General features: G+C 50.7%; 17 protein-coding genes and 1 tRNA gene. 13 read left to right on the top strand and 5 right to left on the bottom strand.

The genetic code is table 11. The annotated features are described in order from the left end of the window. Positions 1 to 66: 66 nt before the first annotated feature. Both D3A97_RS11670 and D3A97_RS11675 read right to left on the bottom strand, forming a co-directional pair. Entirely contained in the window at positions 67 to 2,493 is a 2,427-nt protein-coding gene (locus D3A97_RS11670; RefSeq protein WP_119078684.1) for a TonB-dependent receptor, read from the bottom strand. Positions 2,494 to 2,577: 84 nt separating this feature from the next. Then, the gene (locus tag D3A97_RS11675) at positions 2,578 to 2,790 is read right to left on the bottom strand and encodes a hypothetical protein (RefSeq protein ID WP_157986492.1); all 213 of its coding nucleotides are present in this window, start codon (positions 2,788 to 2,790) and stop codon (positions 2,578 to 2,580) included. 104 nt (positions 2,791 to 2,894) lie between these two features. On the opposite strand from D3A97_RS11675, the gene D3A97_RS11680 reads away from it, so the two are divergent. Continuing rightward, on the top strand, positions 2,895 to 3,458 hold the full coding sequence (locus D3A97_RS11680; protein WP_157986493.1) for a hypothetical protein: 564 nt from the start codon (positions 2,895 to 2,897) through the stop codon (positions 3,456 to 3,458). A gap of 41 nt (positions 3,459 to 3,499) precedes the next feature. Here the strand turns inward: D3A97_RS11680 and D3A97_RS11685 are convergent, their stop codons facing one another. Then, on the bottom strand, positions 3,500 to 4,273 hold the full coding sequence (locus D3A97_RS11685; protein WP_119078687.1) for a MerR family transcriptional regulator: 774 nt from the start codon (positions 4,271 to 4,273) through the stop codon (positions 3,500 to 3,502). Positions 4,274 to 4,363: 90 nt separating this feature from the next. Here D3A97_RS11685 and D3A97_RS11690 point away from each other — a divergent pair, with 90 nt between their 5' ends. From D3A97_RS11690 to D3A97_RS11705, 4 genes are all read left to right on the top strand, one after another. After that, entirely contained in the window at positions 4,364 to 5,125 is a 762-nt protein-coding gene (locus D3A97_RS11690; RefSeq protein WP_119078688.1) for an NIPSNAP family protein, read from the top strand. Positions 5,126 to 5,288: 163 nt separating this feature from the next. Beyond that, the gene (locus D3A97_RS11695) at positions 5,289 to 6,206 is read left to right on the top strand and encodes an ROK family protein (RefSeq protein WP_119078689.1); all 918 of its coding nucleotides are present in this window, start codon (positions 5,289 to 5,291) and stop codon (positions 6,204 to 6,206) included. A gap of 13 nt (positions 6,207 to 6,219) precedes the next feature. Continuing rightward, complete coding sequence (locus D3A97_RS11700; protein ID WP_119078690.1) at positions 6,220 to 7,365, top strand: MFS transporter; 1,146 nt, start codon at positions 6,220 to 6,222, stop codon at positions 7,363 to 7,365. 12 nt (positions 7,366 to 7,377) lie between these two features. Then, the gene (locus D3A97_RS11705; protein ID WP_119078691.1) at positions 7,378 to 8,139 is read left to right on the top strand and encodes a sugar isomerase domain-containing protein; all 762 of its coding nucleotides are present in this window, start codon (positions 7,378 to 7,380) and stop codon (positions 8,137 to 8,139) included. Between the two features lie 57 nt (positions 8,140 to 8,196). On the opposite strand, the gene D3A97_RS11710 is transcribed toward D3A97_RS11705, so the two are convergent. Then, positions 8,197 to 10,047: a M56 family metallopeptidase gene (locus D3A97_RS11710; protein WP_119078692.1), complete on the bottom strand. Its 1,851-nt coding sequence runs from the start codon at positions 10,045 to 10,047 to the stop codon at positions 8,197 to 8,199. A gap of 20 nt (positions 10,048 to 10,067) precedes the next feature. Then, positions 10,068 to 10,460 carry a BlaI/MecI/CopY family transcriptional regulator gene (locus tag D3A97_RS11715; RefSeq protein ID WP_119078693.1) on the bottom strand — a complete coding sequence of 131 codons (393 nt, stop codon included), beginning with the start codon at positions 10,458 to 10,460 and terminating at the stop codon, positions 10,068 to 10,070. Between the two features lie 190 nt (positions 10,461 to 10,650). Here D3A97_RS11715 and D3A97_RS11720 point away from each other — a divergent pair, with 190 nt between their 5' ends. From D3A97_RS11720 to D3A97_RS11760, 8 genes are all read left to right on the top strand, one after another. Then, entirely contained in the window at positions 10,651 to 11,121 is a 471-nt protein-coding gene (locus tag D3A97_RS11720; RefSeq protein ID WP_119078694.1) for a group II truncated hemoglobin, read from the top strand. Between the two features lie 104 nt (positions 11,122 to 11,225). Then, positions 11,226 to 11,299, top strand: a tRNA-Met gene (locus D3A97_RS11725). Between the two features lie 337 nt (positions 11,300 to 11,636). Further along, entirely contained in the window at positions 11,637 to 12,233 is a 597-nt protein-coding gene (locus D3A97_RS11735) for an RNA polymerase sigma factor (RefSeq protein WP_157986494.1), read from the top strand. A 163-nt stretch (positions 12,234 to 12,396) separates the two neighbouring features. Further along, the gene (locus D3A97_RS11740) at positions 12,397 to 13,338 is read left to right on the top strand and encodes a FecR family protein (protein ID WP_198673968.1); all 942 of its coding nucleotides are present in this window, start codon (positions 12,397 to 12,399) and stop codon (positions 13,336 to 13,338) included. Positions 13,339 to 13,596: 258 nt separating this feature from the next. Further along, positions 13,597 to 16,860, top strand: coding sequence for a SusC/RagA family TonB-linked outer membrane protein (locus tag D3A97_RS11745; protein WP_157986495.1), 3,264 nt, complete (start codon positions 13,597 to 13,599; stop codon positions 16,858 to 16,860). A gap of 146 nt (positions 16,861 to 17,006) precedes the next feature. Next, positions 17,007 to 17,507, top strand: coding sequence for a discoidin domain-containing protein (locus tag D3A97_RS11750; RefSeq protein ID WP_119078699.1), 501 nt, complete (start codon positions 17,007 to 17,009; stop codon positions 17,505 to 17,507). Between the two features lie 37 nt (positions 17,508 to 17,544). Continuing rightward, positions 17,545 to 18,648, top strand: a complete 1,104-nt coding sequence (locus tag D3A97_RS11755) for a PKD domain-containing protein (protein ID WP_119078700.1) — start codon at positions 17,545 to 17,547, stop codon at positions 18,646 to 18,648. Between the two features lie 42 nt (positions 18,649 to 18,690). Further along, a complete protein-coding gene (locus tag D3A97_RS11760; RefSeq protein ID WP_119078701.1) occupies positions 18,691 to 21,795 on the top strand; it encodes a SusC/RagA family TonB-linked outer membrane protein in 3,105 nt (1,034 codons plus the stop codon).

Consider the following 21,795-nt stretch of genomic DNA (forward strand, 5'->3'; position numbering starts at 1 on the left):
TTGAGAAAAAATAATCCCCGGCCGTAGCGGCCGGGGATTTGTATGCAGGGAAGAAGGTCGATCTTATCAGAACCGGAAAGCCGCGCTGGCGGAAAGCCGCCTGGGCAGTTGCTTTTCAACGGTGGTCCACCCGCCGAAGTACTCCTTATTGGCCAGATTATCCAGCTTTATGCCCAGGCGGTAAGATTTTGCCTGGTAGAAGATGGTAGCGTTGAGCACAGTGTAAGAGGGCAGGGTGAAAATGCCGGTAGCAGCATCGTTGGTGATCAGGTTCTCGCTGGCGTAGTTGCCGCCAAAACCTGCGCCCAGGCCTTGCAGCGGGCCGCCCGGTGTGGTGTAGCCGATCCAGAAGTTGGCAAGGTGCTCAGGGCCTGCGCTGGTGGGCCTTCTACCCTGGATGTTGGCGGCAGATTTTACCATTTTGCTGTCGTTATACCCGTAACCGGCTACAATGTTGAGGCCGGTTACCGGGGTGGCAGACAGGTCCAGCTCAATACCTTTACTTTTTTGTGTACCGTCTTGTATGGTATAATTATAATCTACACCATCATCACCCTTGCCGGTTACCTGGCGCGTCATGTTAGACACCAGTATGTCGTAGTAGCTGGCAGTGAAGTTCAGTTTATGGTTGAGGAGGTCCAGCTTCACGCCGCCTTCTATCTGGTTGGCCTGTTGTGGTTTGTATTTGATATCCAGGCCCAGGGCAGGGTTCGGCTGCGCGGCGGTTACGTTCCTGAAACCGTTCATATAGTTGGCAAATACGCCTACTTTATCTTTCACGATCTGGTACACAAGGCCGAATTTCGGAGACACGGCGGTTTGGCTGTAATTTCCGGTGAGCGCGCCGTTCAGGAAGTTTTTGGTGCCTTTGTTGTCAAAATGGTCTACCCGTACGCTCATCATGGCAGAGAGCGCTTCCGTGATATTCAGTACATCTGAAATATAGGCACTGTAAGTATAGTTGGTAGCGGAGTTTTTCGTGTAGCCGCTTGTGAGCGCGCCTAGTTTGGCGTCTACCGCCGGGCGGGTCAACTGGCCGTAACGCGGGTCATTTTTGTTGACCGCGTTTACATTGTCAAACATGGCATAGGGAGAATAATTGTTGGTGGCCTGCTGGCTGAGGAAGTCAATCCCGACTACCACCCTGTTCCGCAGGCTGCCTATCCTGAAATCGCCGATGAAGTTCTGCTGGATGTCTGTAGTGATGGCCTGGGAATATTGTGTGTACACGTAGCGGTTGAATAATGTATCGTTCGGGGCAACGCCGGCGTCGAGGAACATTACATAGGAATAATAACCGTCACTTTTGCGGATGCTGTGGGCGGCCACGGTTTGGGATGTCCACTGGTCAGACAGTTTGTAATTGATCTGGCCGGTGAGGTTAATGGTGGGTGTTTTGTAGCTGATATCGTTGCTGGTGAATGAACGGTTAAAGTCGATGCCCAATTCAGCCGGTGTTCTGGCAATCAGCTGGCGGCTGCGGTTGAGGAACACCATCAGCGTGTTGGTGCTTTCTGCGTTGTAGATCTCGGTATTGATATCGAACGTAAGCCTGTCACTCGCCTTGTAGGTGAAGCTGGGAGCAAAGAAGAAAGACTTTTTAAAACCTGCGTCCTGGAAGCTGCCTTCGTTATGGTAGGCAGCATTTACCCGCAACAGCGCTGTTTTATCTTCGTTCAGCGGGGTGTTCACATCCGCCGTTACGCGGTTCAGCCCAAATCCGCCGCCGGTGTAGCTGATGTCTCCGCCAAAATGATCGTACGGTTTTTTGGTAACAATGTTGATGAGCCCGCCGAAGGAGATGAGGCTACTGCCGAAGAGCGTACCGGAGGGGCCTTTGATGGTCTCAATGCGTTCTATATTGGCGGGGTCTACACCACCATTGGTAAGGCCGGCAATACCGTCAATAACGGTAGGCTGCACGCTGAAGCCCCTCATGGTAAAATACCCTGCGCCATCGCCGGGGCGGCCCGTAGATGACCAGAGGCGGCTTACGCCCGGGGCGTTTTTCAGGGCGTCATCAAACGTAACAATACCCTGTTCGCGCAGCAGCTCTTTGTTCACCACGTTGTATACCTGCGGGTTTTCAATGTTTTTGATGGGAAGGCGGGCCACAAAATCGCTTTCTTTTTTACCTGTACGCGCCTGGTTACCCTTGATAATCACCTCCTTCAGCTGGGTGTCAGACACTTCCAACCGGATGTTGACAGTGGAGGTTTCCGAGCCGTTGACCCTTACTTCCTGCTCCGCGGTCTGATACCCTACCAGCGATATCTGTACGGTGTAAGTGCCCGGTTGCAGGCGGCGGAAGGTAAATTCTCCTTTCAGGTCGGTTACAACGCCCCGGTTGTTATCCTTGATCAATACACTTACAAAAGGCGCCGGTTGCCCGTCACTTGTGTGAACGGTACCCTTGATAACACCTGTAATATTTTGAGCTGCAATACTTTGTGCGCAGAACAGCAGCAATATGAACGGTATGAGTTTTTTCATGGCGCAAAATTCGCGCGAAAGCGGGGCTACCGTTTACTCAAACGGGAAAATTATTTACGAAATCGGGAAAAAGATGGCTTTTACCTACCGTGCCAGCAGAAAAAGCGCAAATAGGCCTATGCCCACTGTGCCGCCCAGGATGCTGGCAATGGCGTCCTTTATTTCATAATGCCCTTTGCCGGTAACCAGGGAAACCAGTTCAAATCCATAACTGATGGCGCAAACGGCCGAAAAAGCCAGCAGGTACATAAGCGGCGGGTACAGGTACCAGGCCACCGCCTGCAATACCATCCCCATAGGGATGCCTGTTAAAAAATGTTTCCATTTATCAGGAGCAATATTGAGCATATCTGCAATAATACTAAGTTTCGGCTGGTATGGTAATTGCATTTCAGAAATTGATGAAAAAGTTGATATATGTACTGGCATGCTGCTCCCTGCTGGCCTGCGGAAACAACAACAGGGAAAAACAGCCGCAGCAAACGGCCGTACCTCCCATGGAAGATTCCGCCATACAGACCACCGGCGCCAACCCGCCGCCGGTAAGTACAGACGAGCAGCAGTTCAGAACGTTCTTCGGCTCGTTCCAGCATGCGGTAACCGGCACGCATGACACGCTTTTGCAGAGCATGATCCGCTTTCCCCTGCCGGTAGACAATGCGGGCACGGAACTGAAACGCGCCGAGTTCAGGAGCCGGGAGGCCCAGATATTCAACGGAGATGTAATAAGACTGCTCCCCACGGCAGGCGATGCGAATATTACCGAAATTGACGGGAACAATGCCACCGCTTACTATAAAAAGCTGCGGGCCGGTACAGACCCTGGTACGGCCATGTATGAAGTACATATGGAATACCCTGACCAGAACAGCAGCAAACAGGGTTTCTTCACTTTTGTGTTTGGCAAGGTAGGCGGTCAATATAAGTTGATAGGGTACCACCGGAACATGCCGGTGAAAGCGTAACGGGACTGCCCTCTCCTGAAGGGAGAAGGCAGCCCGTTCCTTTATTTTGCAATGTGGGTGGCGTACCATTGCATACCCTCGCTGATGAAAGCGGCGTATGCGGGATCAGCCTTACCATCCGGCGTTTGCGTGTACCGTTCATCGTCTACATACAACTGCGCCAGGCCCTTGTAAGCCGCCAGCCGTTCTTCTTCCGGTACTGCATTCCCCCAAAATTGCGTGATGAGCTCAAAATGCGTGTGTATCACTTTCTGCACTTTGGGGTGGGAAGGGGGCAGGTGCATTACCTCCTGCAAGGCTATGCGGATGTTCACAAACTCGTCTTTCAGTTTCAGAAAAGCTGCTTTGTCCATTTTACGAAGATTGTTTTCACTGTTTTCCACCGCCTGGCTGCCCCATTTGGCAATAGCTTCCTCACGGTAGGTGTTTCCCTGCGGGAAACCTTCATATAGCTCTTTATCTGTTAACATAACTGGTCCTCCTTTTAAAGTTGAAAGTGTGTTATCAATTGTTTTGATCAAGGTGGAAATACGCTTGCGCCGTGCCTGCAGGGCTTTTTTATGCGCTTCAAGGGCTGCGGCCGGCTCAAAGCCCGGGTCGTCAAGTATGGCCGCAATGCTTTCCAGTGAAAGGTCAAGCTCCTTGTAGAACATAATTTGCTGCAACCGGTACAGTTCATAAGCGCCGTATACGCGGTACCCCGCCGGGGTACGTTTTCCGGGCATCAGTAAACCGCAGGCGTCGTAGTGGTGCAGTGTGCGCACACTCACCCCGGCCAACGCCGCCAGTTGCTTAACGGTATAAGTTTTTCCCATGAGGCAAAGGTAGGGTATGACGTTACGTAAGGGTCAAGAGGGTTTGATTCTTTCGCAATCCTTTTTATCTTGTTCATTATATTCACGACCATGAAAAATTCCACTTTGTCTCTTTGTTTACTGCTGTTATGCAGCTTTTCTTCTTTTGCCGGGGAGTTTTACCAGGTAAAGATCTACCACCTGAAAACGGAAGCCCAGGTGGCGCGGGTAGACAGTTTTTTAAGCGCGGCGTTCCTGCCTGCCCTGCACCGTGCGGGCATCGGGCAGGTAGGGGTGTTCAAGCCGATTGAGCAGGATACGGCAGACCTGAAGGTGTATGTGCTCATCCCCTTCAAATCACTCGAACAGTTTGAAAAGCTGCCGGCGGCGCTGGAGAAAGATGCGGCGTACAAAAGAAATGGCGGCAGCTACATGAATGCGGATCATACCGACGTGCCCTTTGCGCGCCTGGAATCTATTTTGCTGAAAGCCTTCCGGGATATGCCCAGGCTGGAGGCGCCCAACCTCACCGGGCCGCGGAAAGACCGGGTGTACGAGCTGCGGAGCTATGAAGGCCCCACTGAAAAATACTTTGTAAACAAGGTGAAGATGTTTAACGATGGGGATGAAATAGGGATTTTCAGGAAACTGGGCTTCAACGCCGTGTTTTATGGGGAGGTGATTGCCGGCAGCCGGATGCCCAACCTGATGTACATGACCACCTTTAAAGACCAGGCAGACCGGGATGCGCACTGGAAGGCATTTTCAGCAGACCCGGATTGGAAAAGGCTGTCAGCCATGGAAGAATATAAAAACAATGTGTCCCGGTCAGACAAATTTTTCCTGCGGCCTACGGAGTATTCTGATCTTTGATCAGACCATATATTATAATGCATGTGCAGGGCTGGCCGAATGTAAGGGCCGGCCCTGTTTCATTCATGAGCCGCCAAAGAGGCTTCAGGCAGTGGGCCATTCCCCTTTTTTTGTGCCGGATAACGGAGTGACCTTTTTTATTTGTCATATATAGAGACATGTTATGAAAGCATTAGCGATAGATGTAGGCGGTACTAAAATGGCGGCAGCCGTTTTTTTGCAGGATGGCACCATCCTGGAAAGGTACGTACAACCCCTTGGCTCCCGCAGTGGCGAGGCTGTAGGCGCCATGGTTGCCGAGGCTGTACTGCACATGCAAAAACACCAGTTCAATGCTGTGGGCATAGCGGTGCCGGGCATCAGCCGCCGGCAAACAGGCACCGTTTGGGCGCCCAATATTCCCGGCTGGGAAAACTACCCCCTGTTGCAGGAAGTTAGTGCCGTAGCGGGTCAGGCGCCGGTGCGCATTGAAGGAGACCGTTCCTGTTATATTATGGGAGAAACTTGGCAGGGCCGCGCCCAGGGTTGCAAGAATGCCATTTACCTGGCAGTGGGCACCGGTATAGGCGCCGGCATCATGGCAGACGGACGTTTGCTGCACGGCGCGGCAGACATCAGTGGCGCTATTGGCTGGATGGCGCTGCAGCGGCCTTTCCGGGAAGAATATATATCATGTGGTTGTTTTGAAAGCATGGCCTCCGGGGAGGGCATTGCCAAAGTAGCCAAAGCCCTGGCCAACAGGGATACCGGCTACACCGGGCCATTGACGAAAGACGGGCTGCAGGCAAAAGAAGTATTTGATGCTTATCATAAAAAAGATCGTATAGCCATTTCAGTTATTAACCAATGTATTGAACTGTGGGGGATGGCGGCCGCCAACCTGGTGAGCCTGTTCAACCCGGAGAAGATCATATTTGGCGGGGGCGTATTTGGCCCTGCCGCACAGTTTTTGCCGGCTATTACAACTGAAGCGGCGCGATGGGCGCAACCTGTAAGCATGGGGCAGGTGCGGTTCGAGGCTTCGGCACTGCATAGTGATGCCGGCCTGTACGGCGCAGCGTACCTCGCGTTTCATGCATAACCTGTTAACACGTATGTACAACAAACGGATCGTATTCTTGGCCGCCTGTCTGGGGCTGTTGCTTTTTGGCGTTACGCTCATTACGCTGGGCGCAGTAGTGCTTGATTTGCGGGAGAAGTTCAGCCTGGACGGTATTGCGGCGGGTACCCTGTTTTCCATCATGCCTGTTGGCATACTTGCCGGGTCCCTGTTTTTTGGGCCTGTGAGTGACCGGTACGGTTACAAGCTGTTGCTGGTGTTTTCCTGCCTGGGGCTTTGTGCGGGCTTCCAGGGCATTGCACATGCCGCATCGCCAGATATACTGAAGGGCTGCATTTTTGTGTTCGGCCTTTCCGGCGGGGTGGTAAACGGCGCCACTAATGCAGTGGTGGCAGACATTACCGTTCGGGGCAAGGGTGCTTCCCTGAGCCTGCTGGGTGTTTCATTCGGCATTGGCGCCCTGGGCATGCCGCAGGTGCTTGCAGCATTGCGCCAGCATTACGCCTGGAACGAAATTGTATCCGCTGTGGGCTGGCTCACGCTTGCCATGGCCGTTCTGTATGCCGCTATTAAATTTCCGCCGCCCAAGCATCTGCAAGGCTTTCCGCTGAAACAGAGCGGCCGTATGTTTGGTGATATTACCTTGCTGCTGATCGGTTTTTTTCTCTTTTGCCAAAGCAGCTTTGAGGCCATCATCAACAACTGGACCACCACCTACCTCACTGCCGGAGACCATATGGAAGAAAGCAAGGCGCTCTATGCCCTGTCTTTATACATTGCCGGTTTCACTGTAATGCGGCTGCTCACCGGCAGCGTATTCCGCACCGTCTCTCCGCGGCATATGCTGATCGTCTCTTTGCTGCTGATGCCTGCCGGTATTTTGCTGTTGCAGGCCGGCAGTACGTTTACCGTGTCCGCGGCGGGCCTTATTTTGCTGGGGGCTGGACTCGCCGGTGGTTTCCCCATCATGCTGGGTTTTGTAGGAGAGCGGTATGCCGCACATTCCGGTACCGCGTTCAGTTTTGTATTGGTCATTGCCCTAATTGGCAATATGCTGGTAAATTATATGATGGGACTGGTGGTACAGCATTATGGCGTTCAGCACCTTACTACCGTGGCGCTGGCGGAGTGGCTGGCCATGCTGTTGCTGTGCAGCACCATCGTAAGAAGATTACAATAAACCCTTTTTCATATGCTTGCAAAACAATGGCTCACCAATGCCAGGAGCGTAATGGCACAGATCGAAGACACGCAGCTGGACAACATCCGGAAAGCCGCGGAAGTAATGGCAGACAGTATTGCCGCCGGCCGATGGGTACATACTTTCGGTTGCGGGCATGCTACCATTCCCATTGAAGAAATGTATCCCCGCATTGGCGGTTTTGTTGGGTTCCACCCTATGATAGAGCTGCCGCTGACCTTCTTCACCCGTATCACCGGAGAAATGGGCGTACACCAGTTTGTGTTCCTGGAAAGGGTAGAGGGATATGGGGTAGAGATCATGAAAGGCTACAACTTTGACCCCCGTGATACCATGTGGCTCTTTTCACATTCTGGCATTAATAACGTGAACATCGATGTAGCCCTGGAAGCCAAAAAGCGGGGCATGAAAGTGATCGCTTTCGGTTCCGCCGCTGCCGCACAGGGTAAACAGACACGCCACTCCAGCGGCAAAACCATTTTTGAAGTGGCGGATATTGTGGTAGACTCCTGCGCTCCCATAGAAGACGCATCTGTACCGCTTAAAAATCACCAGGATAAAATAGGCCCCGTTTCCACCATGGCGTTTGTTACCTGCGTATGGATGACGGTGACCACCGTAGCGGAAATTCTGGCGGACCGGGGAGTGCAGCTGCACATTCATCCCTCACACAACGTACCGGGAGACGGCACAGCTAGGCAGCGGTTGGAGGCGGCGCTGGCGGCCTATAAAGAAAGGATTGCCGGGGTATAGGAATAATATAAAAGGCCCGTTGTATGACGGGCCTTTGTTTACTGCTGAGAATTGAGACTAGCAATCTATTTGTTTAGGTAGAATTAAACTGTTGTAAAAACTGGCCGGCAGCTTTTCTTCAAGCGGCCTGGGTGCAGGTTTCTGGACCTTCGGCTGCGGCTTGGTGCCGGAATCTGCCGGTGCCGTTTTATATTTACGGGGAACGGGTTTGGCTTCCCACCCGGCAGGCGCTTTTTTATATTTTATTGCGGGTTTTTGGTAGTAGACCTTGTCTAACTTATAACTCTTCCGGTCAATCTTGTAGGCCAGTTTGGGGCGGGAGGAATCTGAAGGGTATGATTTCCAGTTGCCTTTCTTGGGGTATTGGTCTGTTACTTGCCGGTAATATATCTGAGCCCCTTTTTGCCTGCTTGAGTCCGTCAGATCGCCTTTCCCTTTTGAGGGTTTGCGCTGGTCTTTTTTGAGTACGGGTTGAGTAGTGTCAAGATTAAAATTAAAGTTTTTACTGAATTGAGTAGAATCCAGCTGGTATTCGTATTTGAATGAGTAGTCGAACTGCTTGTCTTCTTTGAGGTTGAACATGCTGCTAGAATCGATCTTCAACTGCACGGTTGCATCTGTTTCTGTGAAGAAGACGGTGTTGGCGTGGTAATTCAGTTCATATTGTTTTAGCTGATTGCCGGGTGTGTAGTTAAATACTGCATTTATGGGCATGGAGTCTTGAAGCAGGCTCATGTCAAAGTGCAGCGTAGTATCCAGCTGATAGGAGTAGTTCAACTGTGAGGTGGATACCTGCTTGCCTGGTACTACGGTGTCTCTGTTTTGTACGGTGGCAAGTGGCGGCAGCACTTTATCCGCAACAGGTTTGTAAATCACGAAAGGCTGGCCGGTAGCTTCCTGTGCCGGTGGCACTGCCGGTAGCTCCGATATCATGCTGAAGGCGGAAATTGCCACCAGCCCGATGATCAGTATTGATTTTTCCATAATGCCCAGTTTTTGATTTTCCCTTGTCAACATTCGTTTAACACGGTTCAGTAAATGATGTTTTTTGTGAGTGATGGCCATCTCCAGCCGGCCGGCCGGCGTGTGGGCGGCAAAGGCCACGAGGGCCTGCAGGTAGCTGCCCTGGTGCGGTGTATGCGCCAGCGCTATATCGTCACAGCAGGCTTCTCTTTCTTCCCGCAGTCTTGCCGATATCCAGAGCAATGCGGGGTTGAAAAAGAAAATACTCTCTACAAAGCTCTGTACAATATTTACCAGATAATCCTTTCTGCGGATGTGCGCCAGTTCGTGCAGCAGCACCGCTTCTACCTGGTCTGCCGGTAACCGGGCCAACAGGCCGAGCGGTATAAAAATACAGGGTTTGAGGAAACCCGCAGTGAGGGGCACCTGCACCAGGCCGGATTCTACCATTTTTACCGCCCTGCGGATGCCCAGCAGTGTTGCGAGTTCTCCCATGCGGGCCTTCCAGCTTTCATCAGGCTCATATACCTGGTGGCGGCGGATATGATGAATGTGGTAAAAGCCCATGCCCATCCTGAAACATTTGAAAAGGAATACAATCCCCCACACAAGCATAATAAAAGGCGCATGCGTATTGAGGTAGTTCACCAGTATGTCCCAATAACCGGCCGTTGCAAGCGTTGCCGGCGCAGCGGCGGAAACATTGGCCGCGGATGCCGGTATAGATACCGGTTCCTGTACCGAACGCAATTCTGTTGCCAACGTGGCAAAAGCCGCCAGTACACAAAGCACCAAAATGCCTCCCAGCAGGTTGTAACGGCGCCGGGCCGAAGAGCGGCGGGTAAGGGCCAGTACAGCCCCGGCTATAATGGCCGCCAGCAGTCCCTGCCAGATGGAGTGAAGAAAAGTGCGGCAAATAGCCGGCAGTATTTCGGAGGTGAACATGAGGTACTGATTTGAAGTGATTATTTATCCATCTTCTTCAACAATTCCCGGATAGCATCCAGTTCCTTTTTGGACGTTTTTTTATTTCCCAGCAGCTGCATCATCAGGCTGCTGGCAGAGCCGTTATAAAGTGTGTCTACAAAACGTTCCAGCAAGTGGCCTTTGGTGGAATGCTCTTCTACCGCCGCGCTGTAAATATGCTTCATCTGGCTTTCGTCCCGTTTCAACCAGCCTTTTTCCACCATTATTTGCATCAGCTTCAGGGTGGAGGTGTACTGTACTTCCCTTTTCTGCTCGTTCAGCACATCATTTACCGTACGCACCGTAGCAGGCCCCTGCTGCCATAGTACCTGGAGGATTTCCAGTTCAGATTTGGTGGGCTCCGTACCATTTTCCTTTTTGTTCGGCTTCATAATTTAAAGGTAGGAAAAATTTCGTACGAAACAAATATTACCTGCCCCTGTTTCGTTTTTTAAACCTTTGGAGATCTCGGTGGGTGATATCCTGTTTTGATATGCTGTATTGACTATCAATTTATTACATATCGGCGTGGCTGTCAGCTTATCCAGCTCAAAAAGCCTTAAAATTACTTACATTCAGTGCATGAAAAATACGCCATCGTTATACGAATGGGTAGGCGGCCAGCTTGTTTTTGAGCGGCTTACGGAGGTGTTTTATGCCAAGGTGCTGAAAGACGATCTGCTGGAACCCGTTTTCCGCCATATGAGCCCGGACCACAGCCGGCATGTAGCCCATTTTATTGCTGAAGTTTTTGGCGGCCCGCCCGTTTATACAACGGAAGACGGCGGTAGCCATGCCGCCATGGTACGCCATCACCTGGCCAGAAAGCTCACCGAAGCGCAACGCCGCCAATGGATCAGCTTGCTGCTGGACAGTGCTGACGAGATAGGCCTGCCTGACGACCCTGAGTTCCGGTCTGCACTGGTGGGTTACCTGGAGTGGGGGAGCCGCATCGCTGTCATCAACTCACAAACCACCGATAACCCTGTGAATGAAAGTGAGCCCATGCCGCGGTGGGGCTGGGGCGAAACCGGTGGCCCTTATCAGCCGTAATGCATGGCCACAGGAGCTATGAAAACTTTTTTGCCTTAACTTTTGACTTTTAAAAGTTTAGCCTGTATCTTTGCACTCCCGATTTAGAAATAAGCGGGATTTTTGGCGAGGTAGCTCAGGTGGTTAGAGCGTTGGATTCATAACCCAAAGGTCTCGGGTTCAACTCCCGATCTCGCTACAGAAAGGGAATTTTCAGCAAAATGTTGGAAACTCCCTTTTTCTTTTCCCTCGGAACCATCACTCTTTCAGCAGATACACGGATGAACTCATTTATTTCATTTGTTGGATATTGGTGATTTTCCGCATCGTAATAAATTCCGTCCGGAAACGGCGTTTTCTGTATTCTCCTTTTGTTGTTCAAGTCGCTGAAGCCTATACTCAATTGATGTTTACCAGTTTTCCAAGTGATTAGGGAAGCAATTTTTTTAAGGTCAGATATTTTGGGCGTCACCTTTATTCTCTTGTTTTTCTCCCCAAATTGCTACTTTTGATACATATCAATCAAAATTAGACACTTGTCATCCCATGCTGCCGATATCGAAAAAAGCCTCTTGTCGCAGATCGCCGAGGGAAACGAACGCGCGTTCAGGCAACTTTATGACCTGTATTGGGCAAAGTTGTACAATTACCTGATCCGGATCATCAAGTCTCCGGAGATCACGGAAGAGATCGTGATAGATATTTTCCTGAAATTATGGACCGGCAGGGAACTGCTGCACAATATTCAGCATCTGGACGGCTTCCTGCGAAAGGTAGCCTACAATAAAGCCATGGATTTTTTCAAGATAGCCAGTCGTGACGAGCAGCTGAAGAGGATCGTTGCCCGTGAAATGGAAGCGGAAGAAACCTGCGGTGCCGATCACCGGCTGCTGGATGGCGAGTCGAGGGATATACTCCAGCAGGCCATTCTTCAGTTGTCTCCCCAGCGCCGTCTTATTTTCACGCTTAGCAGGGAGAAAGGATTAACGCATGAACAGATTGCCCGGCAACTGAACTTATCCCGCAATACCGTCCGCAATAGCATGGCAGAAGCCCTTAAATCCATTCGCCATTACCTCAAAAGCAATGATATTGAACCGCTTATAGCCCTTGGCGTGTTCTTTTCCTCCTGATCTACATTTTCTCAAAAAAAATCCGGGCTACCGGATAGTACTACCTTCATTATTTAGCCGTCTTATATTTATGTCATCCAATCCCATCAGGTTAAAATATCTGTTCGAAAAGTATTTGCAGAACAATTGCAGCAAAAGCGAATTGGACGAATTCTGGCAATTGATGTCTCAGCTTTCGGAGAACGACCTGGTCAGCGAGGAAATGACGGCGTTATGGGATAAGATACCTCCGGAACGTCAACCATCCGGAAAGGCAGATCAGGAAAAGATCTATGCAAGCATCCGGGAGAGGGCGGTTGCGCAGCAGATAGACTATAACAGGCTGCATCACAAAAAGCACAATAAACCGCTGATACGAACTTTAAAAATAGCGGCGGTACTATTGGCCTGTATGGCGCTGGCCTGGTGGCAATGGGGCAGCAAGGAGCAGCATGCCGCGCCACCGCTCGCGGCAGACCATGCTCCTTCGCCGGTGCGCCAGGTGATCAGTTTGCCGGATGGCACCACCGCTATATTGAATAGCAACAGCAAGCTGGATTATCCGCCTGTATTTTCCGGGAACAGCCGCGATGTATACCTGACAGGGGAAGCCTATTTTGATGTGCAGCAGCAGTCCGGGCGGCCTTTTATAGTGCATACCGGGCAGTTTGCCACCACGGTATTGGGCACCCGGTTCAATATCCGTAACTACCCCGGAGAGCAGGACGTGGTTGTGACCGTTGCCAGCGGCAAGGTGAAAGTGTCTGGAAAGGAAAAGATGCTGGGCATACTTACCCGCAACGGCCAGATCATTGCGAACAAAACATCGGGAACGGCCTTACGGCGGGAAGTGGATGTACGGCAGGTGACGGCATGGAAGCGACAGCACCTTTTCTTCAAGAACATGACACTGGGAGAGGCGGTGGCTGTTCTTAACGATCATTATGATGTGACCATCCGGTTCCGTAACAGTGAGCTGCGCCATTGCAGGTTTACAGGCACATTTTTGAGCGATAACAAGCTGGAGCAGGTGCTGGACGTGATCACCTCGGTAACGGACATCAGGTGGCAAAAGGAAAAAGATACCATCTGGCTGGATGGCAACGGATGTACAGGAAAAGAATAAAGCATATACCGAAAAAAGGGGCTACACTGACTTGGGATCAGCGCAGCCCGGCGTTTTAAAGTGTTTCGAGTACTTGAAAACTTCTCCAAGTTATGAAATTATTCATTATGGAGTTGTATGGCGATGCCGTGCTCCGCCAGGATGTCTCCTGAAAATGTGTATCTAATGCGCCTCGGTCCTCTATTACCTGTATTACTCTTTTTTTTCGTCAATTTTTTATTGGCGATGCCTGTGAATGGTCAAAATATGAAAAGTACAATGGTTACGATCAGCTTAAAGAACGAGCCGCTGGTAGCAGGTTTTCAGCAGATAGAACAGCAGACCGGTTTCAGGTTTGCGTATGTGGACGCGCTTGTAAGCCCGTACCAATACTGGAACCTTCCCGCTGGTACACGTTCCGTGGAAGAAACGCTCGATCTGCTGCTGAACAATACCTCGCTCGTTTACAAAGTGAACCAGAACAGTATTGCCATACTACAGAGAAAAAATAGAACAGACAGCAGCTGCACCATACGCGGCAGGGTTTTTAACGAAGAGGGAACGCCGTTACCGGGCGCAACGATCATTGTAAAGAACACCGGCCGCGGCGCCACAACGGATACAACAGGGTCGTTCGTACTGGAACAGGTAACGCTGCCTGCCCGGTTGCAGGTGCGCATGATAGGCTATGTTGCGCAGGAAGTGGAGCTAAAGGAAAAACGACCGGCTCCTTTTTATATCTCCCTCAAAAACGATACAAGATCTCTCGACCAGGTAGTGGTAGTGGGTTATAGTGTGCAGAAGAAAAGGAATATTATCAGCGCTATCACCACTGTACCGGGCACGGAAATACAAAAAGCACCAACTTTAAATATCTCCAACGCCTTTGCGGGAAGAGTGCCGGGCGTACTTGCTACCACTACAAGCGGCCGGCCGGGCATTGGCGCATATTTCAGGATCAGGGGGAAGGTGTCGCTCAATGAGCCGGGCCCGCTGGTGGTGATAGACGGGATTGTGCGGAACGACGAATATGGCAACATCAATCCGTATGAGGTGGAAACGGTCTCGGTATTGAAAGATGCGGCCGCTGCGGCAGTATATGGCGCCAGAGCGGCGGGAGGCGTGGTGCTGATCACTACAAAACGGGGAACGGCGGGTAAGCCGGCAGTTACCTGGAACGGTTCCGCCGGCACCGAGAGCCCTACGCAATATCCGCGCCTGATGAATGCATATGAGTATGCTGCTTTGTGGAACCAGGCCAGCCTGAATGCCGGCTACGATCCCGATAACCCTGTTCATGCCAGCAGGTTCTATTCCGTGCAGCAGCTGGAAGATTTTAAATCCGGCAAAGCAGGTACCGACTGGTGGAAGACCGTTTTTTCAGAGAAAGGCGCTTTATCACAGCAGAATATTTCCATCAGGGGCGGCGCTGAAAATATCCGGTATTTTGGTATGCTGGGAACCGCGTACCAGCAGGGATTATGGGATTCCTACAATTTCAGGCGCATCAACCTGCGATCTAATGTAGATGTGCGCATCAACGCAACGCTCACCGCTGGGCTCAACCTGGAAGCAAGGCGCAGCACCACCCGCGCTGCTGGTCTGGATGCGTACAATATTTTTGAACATACCGTTCAATCACCGCCCACCATCCCCGCATATACGGTCAGCGGAAGATTTTATGACGCCATGATCCCTCATCCCCTGGCGGATATCAAAGAAAGCGGAAAGAATATACAGCGCGATGAAGTGTTTCAGGGAACGATATTCTTTGAGCAGCAGCTGCCTTTCATTACAAAAGGATTGTCGGTAAAAGGCACCGCGGCCGTGGTAAGACGGCAGTATTTTCAGAAGTGGTGGAGAACGCCTTACCTGTTGTACCGCGAAGACAGCCAGGGGAATGTCACCGGTGTACGGTCCATCGGCATTGGTGACCAGGTGAGTACCTCTTTGTTCGAGGAGTCGCGGCAGTTTATCAACAACACATACAACATCTCGCTGAATTATGCTAAAACAGCCGGGAAGAGCGAGATCAGCGGGCTTGCCTTATATGAGCAGATCGGGCAGAACAGCGATTACTTTAACGCCAGCCGGCGGCAGTTCCCTACCAACTGGCAAGATTATTTTTTTGCCAGCGGCCCGGATCAGCAAACCATAGATGGAAGATCGGCCATCGATGATGCCAGGCGCTCTCTGGTAGGCATCGTGAATTTTACGTATAACAACCGGTACCTGGTAAACGCTACTGTACGTTACGATGGTTCTTACCGTTTCCCTCCCGGTAAAAGATGGGGGCTTTTTCCTTCTGTTTCGGCGGGATGGCGTTTATCCGAAGAGCCATTTTTACGCAATGCCGGTTTTTTCAGTGATCTGAAGTTGAGAACCTCTGCGGGTATTACCGGCAATGATAATGTTGGCGCGTTCCAGTACCTCGATGAATACTTTTTTTCACAGGGGCAGGTACCCGGAAGTTTCCCGCCGTTCTATGCGCCAGTGCTGGATAATGAGCCTGCCATCGTATTATACAACGGTGTATACGCCAACCGGAATATCACCTGGGAAAAGCTGCGTACGGCCAATATAGGGGTAGACGCTACAGTGCTCAAGGGCAGGCTGGAGCTGAATTTCGATTATTATTTCCGCACAACCATCAATATGTTGTGGGACAGGGCGCGTTCCGTTCCGGCAACATTTGGCAGAAGACTGCCCAAGGAGAACTATGCGGAAATGAAAAGCAACGGATGGGAGCTGGTATTGCATTATAACGGCCAGACACGGGCACTGCAGTACAATCTGGGCGTACAGGGCACTTTTGCCACCAATGAAATTACAAGGATAGACGATCCGGTAAATGGCCCTTCCTGGGAAAAACGGCTGGGCAGGCCAATAGGCTTTCAGATAGGTTACCGGGCGGCAGGTATTTTCCAGTCGGAGGCGGAAGTGGAGAAATGGTATGGCGGAATGCAATTTGGCCAGAAGCAGGCGCCGGGAGATATCCGGTATGAGGATGTGAACGGTGATGGCCAGATCACGGACCAGGACCAGGATGTGATCAGCCCATATGATGTACTGCCCCAGCTCACTTATGGCATTTCAGGCGGTCTGCGATGGAAAAATTTTGACATGGATTTTTTATTCCAGGGCGCGGCCAGGCGGTCATTGATGCTGAGCATGGAAGCGATCACGCTTTTCCGCGGCGGTAAATACAATTCATTTGCATACCTGATGAACGCATGGACGCCTGAAAACCAGGATGCAAAGTACCCGCGCGCCACTATAGACGCCAGTTTTAACAATAACCGGCACTCCACTTTCTGGCTGAGGGACGCATCGTACCTAAGATTAAAAACGATCAATATCGGCTATACATTCAATTGGAACTGGCTGAAGAAAAATAACAGGAAGCTGCGTGCATACGTTGCCGGAGCAAACCTCTTTACCTGGAGCCCTTTGAAGGAGTTTGATCCGGAAGCGGAGAACGGGATGGGATATTATTATCCGCAAATGAAAAATTTAACGGTGGGCGCAGGGTTTTCATTTTAGGCGGCACGGAAACGCCGGCAACAATACACTAAAATTCAGGATCATTTTACCAGTGCAGATCATCATGTGGTCTGCGCCTGGCCATCTATTGCGCATACTTTTTTAATCAGACATGTTAAACAACCAAATATTAATTCGCACCAGTTATGAAAAAGAAATTGTTCTACGTACCAGGGATCATCCTGTGTTCCCTTTTTACCAACTCATTGCTAGCGCAGGTAACAGACATTACCGGTAAAGGCGGCATAAAAAAGGCTCAGTTTGTTCCGGAAAAAACGGAAGAAGATATAGACAAGCTGTTCGACAATGATAAGAACACCAAGTATTGTTATGGCTTCTCCAGCAATCTGTGGATGCAGTACCAGTTGCCCGAACCGGCCATCGTAAACCAGTATGCTTTGTCGTCTGCAAACGATGTGCCCGAAAGAGACCCCAGGAACTGGAAGCTGCTTGGGTCCGCGGATGGTAAAAAGTGGGTAAAGCTGGATAGCCAGGCCAAAGAACGCTTTGAAGAAAGGATGCAAACAAAAGTATACTCCTTTGAGAATACAACGCCATACGCTTACTACCGGCTTCAAATTACGTCCAACAATGGGGATCAGGCCACGCAGCTATCTGAATGGCGATTGTTTTACGAAAAAAAATAAACGGTGACCGATCACCACTTACCTAAATAACAACAGTATGAAAAAGATCTTTACTGCAATATCCCTGCTTTTGCTTGTTACGGGAGTATTGGAATCCTGCACCCGGGGGATAGATGTTGCTCCTTTTACGCGGGTGGTTGCCGTTGCGGATTTTACGGCCACTATTCAGGCTCCCAACAACCTCACGGTGAAGGTGGCAAACAAATCGAAGAACGCTAAAAGTGTCACCTGGGATTTTGGCGACGGCAGCCCCGTTTCCAACGAGGCGGACCCCACGTATACTTACGCCGCTCCCGGTGACTATATGATCACATTGAAGGTAACAAGTATTACCGGCATTGAGTCTACCAAAGAACAGATCGTCACTACCAAGCCGGTAGACATTATTCCGCAGATCAATTTCTCCTATGCGGAAGACCCGGCAAACCCGCTGAAAATAAAGTTCACCAATCAATCCGTGAACGGCATATCCTTTACCTGGGATTTTGGCGACGGGAGCCCTGTTTCCACGGAAGAATCACCGGAGCACCTGTATGCGGCGAATGGCAGATATAATGTGGTGCTGACCGCTAAAAGCATTACGGGTAATGAGAACACAAGAACGATCAGCATCAGGGCGCCCAAACTAACGGCGCCGGAAATGATCACGATTGCTAATCCGGGTTTTGAAATGGACCCCAAAGACAGCTATGTGGTTACAGGCTGGGAACCTGTAAAGGTAAGTTATCCCGGCAGCCCGGGATGGGGCGGTTTTTTTATTGCGGAAAGCCCGAAGTCAGGCACCCGTTGCCTGCTTTTCTGGACGCCGTCTGCAGATGCAGGGAACGGCCACAAGTATGAGCTGGCTTATGTAGGCTCCGTTACCCAGCAGATCACAGGGCTGGAAGATGGCAAATACACGTTTAAAGTATGGATCAGCTCTACCGATATGGAAGGCATGTACCTGATTGCCAACGGCGGCGGAGCGGAGGTGAAAAAAGCTGTAGGCAGTAACAACGGGTATACCCAGCTAAGCATTGACTTTAACGTAGTGGGCGGAACGGCCAGGATCGGTTTTATGATGGACAGGCCGAATGATGTAGGAGATAACTGGAGCCCGAATTTCCAGGCAGATGATGCAGAGCTTTGGATCAATCCTTAACCAACCCGGTAAAACATTTTTCGCATTCATCAAAAAACAATTATGAAAAACAGATTAGCCGCATTTATATTTTTCCTTCTTGTTATGGCTGGCTATAGCCAGGCGCTTGCGGGCGCAGGGGAAGTGCTTCCGGCAGCCGCCGCAACGGTGGCAGATATTGCCGTGAAAGGCACGGTCACCGATAAATCAGGGCGGGTGCCAGGCGTTACAGTATTGATAGAAGGTTCCAATAAACATACCATTACGGATGAAAACGGTAACTACACCATTACTATTCCCGCCAACGGCGTACTGGTGTTTTCCATTGTGGGTTATAAAACCCAGCGGATACCCGTAAATAGCCGGGAAAGGGTAGATGTTACCATGACCGAAGAGGTCCGCGGGCTGGATGAAGTAGTTATCAAAGGATATACTTCGCAAACGCGGGCAAACCTTACCAGCGCTATTGCTACCGTTTCGGGAGAGGAGCTGAAACAGACCGCTACCGCCAACATAACGAACGCATTGGCGGGGCGCGTTACCGGCGTGCTGGCCACCACACAATCCGGCCGGCCGGGTATCGGCGCCTGGATACAGATACGGGGCAGAAGCTCTGTGAATGAACCGGGACCATTGATCCTTGTTGACGGTGTGGTAAGGGAAGATTTTGGTAATATAGACGCGAACGATGTAGCCACCATTTCCATTCTGAAAGACGCATCGGCCACGGCCGTATACGGCGCCAGGGCGGTTGGCGGCGTGATACTGATAACCACCAAACGTGGGCAGATCGGTAAACCGTCTATCACCTACAACGCTTCCACCGGTATTGAAAGGCCTACCAAATACCCGGATATGATGACTGCCTACGAGTATGGCGTTACACGCAACCAAGCGCAGCTGAACGGAGGGTTTGACCCCACCAATCCATCGCAGGCAAGCAAATTTTTTACAGCGGAGCAGCTGGAAAGCTTCAGGACAAACAGTACAGACTGGTTTAAGGAAACCTTTAAAGGCAACAGCATGTTGAGCCAGCACAACATATCTGTAAACGGCGGCACGGAAGCCGTGAGCTACTTTGCGTCTTTGGGGTATACGGACCAGAAAGGTATGTGGGATCAGTATAATTATCAAAGATATAACCTTCGAAGCAATGTAGACGCGCGCATCAGCAGCACGCTGAAAGTAGGGCTAAGCATAGATGCGAGCAGGGCCAATACCAACGCCGCAGGCCTGGACGCTTACCCGATCTTTATGCACGCCATACAAGCCGCCCCGATCTATAACCCATACAACTCTTCCGGACAGTTTAACTACATCAACGGCCAGCCTAACCCTGTGGCTGAAACCAGCGAGACGGGCTACGACAGGAACCGCATTGAAACATTTGGCGCTACGCTCAACGCCGAACAAAAACTGGATGTTCTCACAACAGGCCTCAGCCTGAAAGGCACGGTTTCCATCATCAGAAATTCCACCTTGCATAAAGTTTTCAACACGCCTTACATGGTATATAAAGACAACGGCGAGGCAAGCCTGATCAACGTCAACAACCTGAATAAAACGCAGCTGGACCAGAATATGAGCGAAGCCAACCAGCTTACTTTAAATGCGTCGTTGAACTATGCGCGGCAATTCGGCAAACATAACGTTTCGGTAATTGCATTGTACGAACAGCTTGAAAATAAAGGTTTCATAATGGGCGGACTGAAGCGAGATTTCGTGTCTTCCATAAAAGATGAATTGAACGCCAGCGGCCCGCTGGAGCAGACCCTTTCCGGCACCTCCACCATTGGCGACGCGCGAAGGTCTTTTGTAGGGATACTGAACTATGGCTATGACAACAGGTACCTGCTGGAGGCAGCTGCCAGGAGAGACGGCTCTTACCGGTTTGCCCAATCCCAGAGATGGGGGTTGTTCCCCGCGGTGTCGGCTGGCTGGAGAATATCGGAAGAATCTTTCTTTAAGGAAACAAAAGCCTTCGATTTTATCGATAACCTGAAGATCCGCGCTTCCGTGGGCGAAACGGGGAATGACAAGATATCTTCATTCCAGTTTATGGATTCCTATAACTACATGCAGGGAAAATATCCTAACATCTGGCCGGATTTCTTTCCGCCGGTGATAGAGAACGAATCGCAGATCAACCTTGTTTCCGGCGTTTTCCCTAATTATAACCTTACCTGGGAAAAACTGGTCTCAAAAAATATAGGCCTGGATGCAACGCTCTTCAATAATCACCTGGGCATAGAGGCGGATTATTTTTTCCGGACCACCAGGGATATGCTTCGGCCGCGCATCTTGTCAACCCCCGCTACATTCGGCCGCAGGCTGCCGGATGAGAACTATGCCGAAATGAAAAGCAAGGGCGTGGAGGTAACGCTTTCATACCGTGGAAATATCAATTCCTTCGGGTACAATTTCCGGCTCAATTTTTCATACGCCACCAACAAGCTCACCAAACTGGATGTTCCCGAAGGTATTGCCGATTATCAGAACAGCCTGGGCCGCCCGCTGAACGCCATGGTGGGATATGTAGACATGGGCCTGTTCCAGAGCCAGAAGGAGGTAGATGACTGGGTAAACCAGTTTGGTTCCAAACCCAGCGTGGGCGATATCAGGTATGCGGATATCAGCGGCGACGGTGAAGTGACTGAAGCGGACCAGATGCAGATCAGCGATAATTCCGGCGCGCCGCTGATGGTGTTCGGCTTTTCTTCGGAGCTGCGCTGGAAAAACTTTGATGCCAACATTTTCTTACAGGGAGCAGGCAAACGGACCATTATGCTGGGCGAAGAAGCAATGGTATTTTTCAGAGCGGAAATAAACAATAGTTTTGCTTATCTTAAAGATTACTGGACGCCGGAAAACCCGGACGCAAAATATCCCAGGCCAACGATAGATTACAGCAACAACAACTCGCGCAGTTCTACTTTCTGGATGAGGGATGGTGCTTACCTGAGGCTGAAATCGGTAAACATCGGCTATTCTTTAAGCACGCTTCCGTGGATGAGAAAGCGCGGCATGAAACTTAGGGTATATGCTGCCGGTGCCAATCTGCTTACCTGGAGCCCATTTAAGGAGTTTGATCCTGAACTGGGTGACGGTACAGGCAGATCTTATCCGCAGCAACGCAACCTTTCATTGGGCCTTAATTTTTCATTCTAA

It is taken from the genome of Chitinophaga alhagiae, from assembly GCF_003568665.1.
GTDB classification, from domain to species: domain Bacteria; phylum Bacteroidota; class Bacteroidia; order Chitinophagales; family Chitinophagaceae; genus Chitinophaga; species Chitinophaga alhagiae.

Bases quoted from the DNA above. Each gene is read 5' to 3' on its own strand.
- D3A97_RS11745 (WP_157986495.1), top strand. From the start codon at position 13,597: ATGGTTACGATCAGCTTAAAGAACGAGCCGCTGGTAGCAGGTTTTCAG.
- D3A97_RS11695 (WP_119078689.1), top strand. From the start codon at position 5,289: ATGAAAGCATTAGCGATAGATGTAGGCGGTACTAAAATGGCGGCAGCC.
- D3A97_RS11750 (WP_119078699.1), top strand. From the start codon at position 17,007: ATGAAAAAGAAATTGTTCTACGTACCAGGGATCATCCTGTGTTCCCTT.
- D3A97_RS11675 (WP_157986492.1), bottom strand. From the start codon at position 2,790: ATGGGGATGGTATTGCAGGCGGTGGCCTGGTACCTGTACCCGCCGCTT.
- D3A97_RS11690 (WP_119078688.1), top strand. From the start codon at position 4,364: ATGAAAAATTCCACTTTGTCTCTTTGTTTACTGCTGTTATGCAGCTTT.
- D3A97_RS11760 (WP_119078701.1), top strand. From the start codon at position 18,691: ATGAAAAACAGATTAGCCGCATTTATATTTTTCCTTCTTGTTATGGCT.
- D3A97_RS11705 (WP_119078691.1), top strand. From the start codon at position 7,378: ATGCTTGCAAAACAATGGCTCACCAATGCCAGGAGCGTAATGGCACAG.
- D3A97_RS11680 (WP_157986493.1), top strand. From the start codon at position 2,895: ATGAAAAAGTTGATATATGTACTGGCATGCTGCTCCCTGCTGGCCTGC.
- D3A97_RS11685 (WP_119078687.1), bottom strand. From the start codon at position 4,273: ATGGGAAAAACTTATACCGTTAAGCAACTGGCGGCGTTGGCCGGGGTG.
- D3A97_RS11700 (WP_119078690.1), top strand. From the start codon at position 6,220: ATGTACAACAAACGGATCGTATTCTTGGCCGCCTGTCTGGGGCTGTTG.
- D3A97_RS11715 (WP_119078693.1), bottom strand. From the start codon at position 10,460: ATGAAGCCGAACAAAAAGGAAAATGGTACGGAGCCCACCAAATCTGAA.
- D3A97_RS11720 (WP_119078694.1), top strand. From the start codon at position 10,651: ATGAAAAATACGCCATCGTTATACGAATGGGTAGGCGGCCAGCTTGTT.
- D3A97_RS11755 (WP_119078700.1), top strand. From the start codon at position 17,545: ATGAAAAAGATCTTTACTGCAATATCCCTGCTTTTGCTTGTTACGGGA.
- D3A97_RS11710 (WP_119078692.1), bottom strand. From the start codon at position 10,047: ATGTTCACCTCCGAAATACTGCCGGCTATTTGCCGCACTTTTCTTCAC.
- D3A97_RS11740 (WP_198673968.1), top strand. From the start codon at position 12,397: ATGTCTCAGCTTTCGGAGAACGACCTGGTCAGCGAGGAAATGACGGCG.
- D3A97_RS11670 (WP_119078684.1), bottom strand. From the start codon at position 2,493: ATGAAAAAACTCATACCGTTCATATTGCTGCTGTTCTGCGCACAAAGT.